We start from the raw sequence: 6,294 nt of genomic DNA on the forward strand, positions 1-6,294 counted from the left end.
CAGGTACGACAAGACCGCCACCTCCTACGAAGCAGCGGTCAGCCTGGCGTCGTTCCTACTCTGGGCAAGATCCGTTTGAAGACGGACCCTAGTACTCCAGCAGCGTTTCGCTATTCCTGCTGGTCAGGGGCCGGATTTTGAGTGTAGTGGGGTGATGTTCCGTCGGGTGCCGGATCGGTGTTCCGTCATCCGAAGGGTGGGTTTGTGTAGGCAGGCCGCCCGTGGTGGGCAGGGTCCGAGCGTGATCGAGGATCTTGGAACTGGGCTGTGGGCGACGGAACTTGAGGACCTCTTCCTCCGGGTCGGCGGCAGATTCTCGCGCATCGAACCGCGTCGGCGGATGCGCGACTACCTGCGCGGCCTGCTGGGCCCGGTCGGCCGCAAGAACGGCTGGCAACTCGCGGAATTCGCAGGTCACGCAACGCCGGACGGACTACAGCGACTCCTCGCCGGGACCCGGTGGGACCCCGAGGAGATCCGCGACGACCTGCAGGGATACGTCGCGGAGAGACTCGGCCGGCCCGACGGTGTGCTGATCATCGACGACACCGGGTTCCTGAAGAAGGGCACCACCTCCGCCGGGGTGCAACGCCAGTACTCGGGCACTGCCGGCCGCACGGAGAACTGCCAGATCGGCGTCTTCGCTGCCTATGCCTCGCCCCTGGGCCGCGCACTGGTGGACCGGGAGCTGTATCTGCCCAAGTCCTGGACCAACGACCCGGACCGCTGCCGCGCGGCCAAAATCCCCGAAGACCGCACCTTCGCGACCAAGGGCGAACTCGCCCGGCATCTGGTCCTGCGGGCGCTCGCCTCCGATCTGCCGATCGCCTGGGTGACCGCCGATTCCGCCTACGGGCAGGAATGGGGATTTCGCCGGATGCTGGAGGAAGCGGGCGTCGGCAACGTGCTGGCGGTGCCAAAATCGCAGCAGGTCAAGTCCCTGGCCGGGATCTGGCGCATCGACCAACTGGTCGGCGAAGCACCCGATGATGCGTGGCAGCGCCTGTCGGCAGGCGACGGCGCCAAGGGCCCGCGCGTCTATGACTGGGCCTCGGCCCAACTGCCGGTCATCGACTTCTTCGACGGCGATACGCCCACCCACCGCCGGTGGGTGATGGCCCGCCGCAGCATCAAAAGGCCCGACGAGATCGCCTACTACCTTGCCTACGCGCCGACCGGCACGACCGTCGCCGAACTGGTCCGCATCGCCGGGTCCCGCTGGGCGATCGAGGAATGTTTCCAGGCCGCGAAGAACGAGTGCGGCCTGGACGAGTACGAGGTCCGCCGGTATCCAGGCTGGTACCGGCACATCACCCTCGCGATGCTTGCCCACGCCTTCCTCGCCGCGATGGCCGCCGCAGAAATCGAAAGGGGCACCGAAGAAACGATCGCTGCTCCCTCGCGCCCCTCACCGTGGCAGAAATCCGGAAGCTCCTGGCAACTTGCCATCCCCGCCCAACACCCCAACAACAGCGTGCTGTTCACGCGCTGAAGTGGTCGACATGGCGTCGCCACCACCAAGCCGTCGCCCGCCACTGTCACTACCAGCGACGGACCCAGGCACAACACGGATCCACCGATCCGGCACCCGACGGAACATCACCCCACTACACTCAAAATCCGGCCCCTGACCAGCAGGAATAGCGAAACGCTGCTGGAGTACTAGACGGCGAGGGTCTGAAGCGGCTGCGGAACACGTAGCCCGCGGCTCCTGGAGGACCCAAATGCAGAAGCTCCAGGCCCCAACGTCGGGCATGCTGGCGGCATATGAACTGAACGGAGAACGGCATGGCCCTCGACTTCGACACCTCCCGCGCCGTCGTGGGGCTGCGCGAACAGCAGGCGTTGATCCGAGCCGTCCTCGGCGCGAGCGCCGCCGACGAGAACCGGTGGCTGGAGTGGAAGTCCACCCTGGGCCTCAGCACGGCGCACGGCGCTTTCACCGTGGCAAAAGCCATCCTCGGGTTCGCCAATCGGATGCCAGACACCGCCGAGCAATGGGCCGAAGGCCACGCATACGTGCTCGTCGGAGTCGAGCCCGACACACTCCACGGGACACCCGAGCTCGACATCGAGAAGGTGTACGCGTGGCTGGCCAAGTACGCCGGCGAGGAACCGCGGTTCGAGACCACCTACGTCCCTTTCGACGCCGGCGATGGCCCACGGCACGTGATGCTCGTCGACGTAGCGCCGCCGCGTTGGGGAGACCGCATCCATACACTTCGGAAGACATTCTCGGACACGTACGACGGCACCGTCTTCATCCGGCTCCCCGGGATGACCAAGCCCGCCAAGGGAAGCGACATTGAGGCCCTGTCCCGGCGGCTCCTGCGCCGCGAACAGCACCTCCAGGTCGACATCGGCCTCGTCGACGGAGCCGCGCTGGTACCAGCGGTGACCGAAGAGATTCTGGACCTGATGGTCAACCGCCAGCGCAAGAAACTGCTGTCCACCCTGCCAAAAGCGGACGGGCAGACAAGGCCAACCCGAATCGGCGACGCCAATGCGGGATTGACCATCGGCGATCTCGCGAACCTCACCCGCCCGGAGGGGCGCAATATCCTGCGCGGGGACCGGCGGACTCCTCAGGAGTACAAGGCGCAGGCCGAGACCTACCTCAGCAAATACCGTCAGGCCCTGACTCCGCTCCTGCGGCGCGCCAAGGTTGCGCTGGGCGCCCCAGTGCTCCTGGAACTGGTGAACGGAACCAGCAAGATGGTTTCCGGCGTCGAGGTCGCGTGCGTCCTGGATCCCGCCTACGCGGTGCTGCTTCCCGGGACCTGGAACGAGGACCCAGAAGCGACGCTGCCGACCCCGCCGCTGCCCTACGGCAAAGACACCATCATGGCGGCCGCGTCCAACGGGTTCGGCCGCAACCTGGCGATGGCCGGCCTTCCCGCCTCCTTCGGACTACCCACGAAGGTGCCGGACTACCGACTGCGATCCACGCCCCAGGGCCTCGAGATCCGTTTCAAAGCCGTTGACCTGCGAGCCCGGGCCCACATCCAACTCCCACCCGTACGCATACTCGGTGCCGGCCCACCGACAGCGGGCCTGAGCCTGCAATGGGAGGCCACCTGTACCAACCTGGACGGCGTGGCCTCCGGATCACTCAATGTCCCGGTCCAGTCCACCAACGTCGACCTCGACATACTCCAGGGGGTCGGCACCGCCGCCGATGACTGAGGAGCGCGAACGGCGTCCAGGTCAAGGCTCCTCCACTGGGCAGCGGGAGTCGATGGGCGGATCCGGGTGCGTCTCGCCCATTGGCAGTCGGGCTTCAAGGACTGGCGGTGCCGGTGACGTCCGTCGGCAGGGGGCGTGGGTAGGCGGCCGGAGTGGTCGCTGGTAGCGGGATCTCGTCCAGGCGCAGGCGCTGCGCGCCGTCTGGATCCTGCAGGAGGAAGCGGAGGTTGCGGTCGGCGTCCACTTCCTGCGGTGCGCCGCCGACAGCCCGCAGCAATGCCCGCAGCCGTGGATAGGGTGCCTGGCGGGCACGGCCAATGACTTCGGGCATGCGCAGCGCCTGGAGCATGAGCGAGGCGAGATTGACGCCGGCGCGGTAGTGCCGGTGAGCGTTCTGGATGATCCAGGGCTGGCCGTCGATGACATCGGCCACGCTGAGATGCGAGAGCGTATACAGCATCATGATCTCGCCGCGCTGCACCGCCAGCCGAGTCCCGGCCGGCAGGAGCTCTCCTGGCTGGAATTCTTCAGTGGAGGCGACGGAGCGCCCGACCAGCGGGCCCCCGCCCTGCTCACGAACCCTTTCGAACTGCTCCACCGTGGCGTCGACGTGGCGGCCGGAGTCGGGCAGCAGCAGGATGCAGTGGCCGTCGAAGACGGTGCCGTCGTCGTTCCACGACGGTTCCGGAGTGCCGTGCAGCACGCTGTTGCCGTCGGCCTCGCGAACGACCAGGTCGGCCAGCGCGAGTTCAGAGCGGATCCCGAACTGCCCGTAGGCGTGCTTCAAGGTGAGGCAGCTGTCCACGCAGATGTTGGCCGGAGCTCCAACCTCGTCCGCTATCCCTGCCCACAGGTTCGGCAGCAGCAGCTCCACGAGAGCGTCGGGGGATGCCTGTTCCATGATGCGGGCGGTCATCGTCATGTCCCCTCGCATCATGTACTGGCCAGCGTGAAGACCGGTGAACGATGAGTAGCGGGGCGCCGATTCCGGCGTGCGTCGAATGACCCGCTGCTGCGGCTTGCGTTGGTTCCTGCCCCGTGACTTGGCCATACCGAGGAGCCTAAAGATGGCTCTTTCCCCGCGACAGAGCGCCAATTGCGCCACCGCTCACACCGGCCCCTCCTCGCGAAGCCACGACCCCTGACCACCCAGATCGGAAGACTCGGAAACGGGCACCTACGCCGAGGACGGCGGGGTGCAACAGCGTGTCGTCGTGCGGGGATGAACCGAGTCTGAAATCGATCGGCCGTTGAATGGTCGTGCACGAGTCGCCGGTCGACGGTGGATACAACGAGGCCCGGACGCCGGACGGCCCATTGCTCGTTCTCAGTCCCGGACGCTCCTGGCCCTCGGCATGCAGTGGGAACACATCACGGCAGTGGCACAACGACTGGCGGAGCAGACCACCGGCTCTCCGCAACGAACCTCCTGCTCCTTCGTGCACCGAAAGCGCCGTGACCATGGGCACAGCGAGCGCCGAAGCGCTCACGGGTGGGCTCTCTCTCCTCGTACGGACCGCTGCTCGGGTCCGCCATGGCCTACTCGACGAATTCTGCGTGCTCGACGCACATATAGCGCAGCTCGCGCTCCCACGGCGGCGGCACCTCGCCCGCGGCGAGGTCGTGGCATGGACAACGGACCGGTTTGAGGGCAACTGGCACTGTGAAGTGGTTCAACGCCGACAAGGGCTTCGGCTCCCGGCGTGGCGGCGTCCCAGAGCGCGGTCTGCCGCGTCAGACGCGGTGGGCGAGGAGTCTCGTTCCCTCAGTTCCGAGGATCAGAAGGTTCCTGGCGACGCCGGTCTTGCCGTGGTCCCCATCCCACCATTCGATGAAGTACTGGGCGAGTGTCTGCGCCTGCTGTTGCCCCGTTTCCTCGTAGTCGGTGGCAAGTTCGATGTCGTAGTCCCTGTCGGTTAGTTGCACGGTTACCAGCTGGCTCGCGTGCTTGGCCTCCTCTTGCGCATCGTTGCTCCGTGCCCATGCGCGGAAGCTCTGCAGAAGTTCGTTGTTCTCTGCTCGCAGGGTCACCGCGGCGGTTGGGAGGTCCTGAGGTTTTGCTGCGACGCCATCGAGGCATCCCTGCACCCAGGCGCCGCGGTCCGCCTCGGCTTGCGCGCCAGCGTCCAAGGCCCGGCGGGTACAGCCGCCCCACACGCTTTCGCGCACTGCGGCACCCTTTCCGGACGTGTCGTACACGGCCTTGCCCGCCGTATAGCCGGCCCGGTAGGCGATCACATGCGTCGGCCCGGTGACTCGCGGCGAGGGAGACCTCTTCGGCGACTGCCCCTCGGTGACGCAGCCGGTCACAAGGAGTGTTCCCACGGCCAAGATGCACGTACTCCGGATGAGTGCATTCATGATCTTCCCTGTTCGACAGACTTGTCTGTACGAGGAGAGTGCCTCGGTATGTCGTTGGTTCAGTCAGGTCGTCGCACGGCGCGGGCCAGCGGCTCAATGTTTCCCTACGGGGTGACGTGCGGCCCGGCCGCGAGTTCGAGTCCCCCGGAACGCGCCCGGTTTCGCCGCGCCGACTGTCCGCCGGCTGCGGAAGATCCGCCGCTCCTGAGCGGGAGCTGGCGGTGGCTTCCGTGCCGTTGTGGTCCGCCTCCGCAGTCAGCGCCGGATGCGCCAGGTGCCGTACAGCCCGGCGACTGCCCCGATGATCACGGAGAAGCCGGCGTCGCCGACCGCGCGGTACACCCCGGCGCACACGGCCAGCAGAGCAACCAGGACTACTACGTCGAGTACTTGGTGCCGTGTCGGCTCGGGCGGCAGCGATGGTCCCGGGGAGGCGGGGGGCAGTTCGGGCTCGGGCATGGGAGAGGTTGTGTCGATGTCAGCCATGCCTCCAGCAGACCGCCGCACACCGCCGGGCACCTAGTGATCTGTACGGCCCCGCATGTACCCGGACGCCGCAGGTCACCGGCCTACACGAAGCGGCGCACCGCTGAACGGTGCAGGGAGTTCAGGAACGTTCGGCGGATTCCGGGGACGTTCAGACACCGGGTCCTCTAGCGTGGCATTTCGCAACAGGGAGTGTGATCCGGTGACATACAGCAATCCCCAGGTGGAGCCGGAGGACGCTGCCGCCATTGCCGCCTACGA

Annotated in this window: 5 protein-coding genes; 2 read left to right on the forward strand and 3 right to left on the reverse strand. The window is 66.7% G+C overall.

Annotated features, from left to right (window positions below):
• The first annotated feature begins 244 nt into the window (after window positions 1-244).
• Window positions 245-1,492 carry an IS701 family transposase gene (locus ACZ3H8_RS40460; RefSeq protein WP_467410335.1) on the forward strand — a complete coding sequence of 416 codons (1,248 nt, stop codon included), beginning with the start codon at window positions 245-247 and terminating at the stop codon, window positions 1,490-1,492.
• Between the two features lie 296 nt (window positions 1,493-1,788).
• On the forward strand, window positions 1,789-3,186 hold the full coding sequence (locus tag ACZ3H8_RS40465) for an AlbA family DNA-binding domain-containing protein (protein ID WP_467410326.1): 1,398 nt from the start codon (window positions 1,789-1,791) through the stop codon (window positions 3,184-3,186).
• Window positions 3,187-3,280: 94 nt separating this feature from the next.
• Here ACZ3H8_RS40465 and ACZ3H8_RS40470 read toward each other — a convergent pair whose 3' ends face one another.
• The 3 genes from ACZ3H8_RS40470 to ACZ3H8_RS40480 form a co-directional block, all read right to left on the reverse strand.
• A complete protein-coding gene (locus ACZ3H8_RS40470) occupies window positions 3,281-4,108 on the reverse strand; it encodes a hypothetical protein (protein WP_467410327.1) in 828 nt (275 codons plus the stop codon).
• Between the two features lie 812 nt (window positions 4,109-4,920).
• Entirely contained in the window at window positions 4,921-5,547 is a 627-nt protein-coding gene (locus ACZ3H8_RS40475) for a hypothetical protein (RefSeq protein ID WP_467410330.1), read from the reverse strand.
• A gap of 255 nt (window positions 5,548-5,802) precedes the next feature.
• Window positions 5,803-6,033, reverse strand: coding sequence for a hypothetical protein (locus ACZ3H8_RS40480; protein ID WP_467410332.1), 231 nt, complete (start codon window positions 6,031-6,033; stop codon window positions 5,803-5,805).
• Window positions 6,034-6,294: the final 261 nt, after the last annotated feature.

The sequence above is a fragment of the Streptomyces sp. NPDC002868 genome (genome assembly GCF_055563295.1).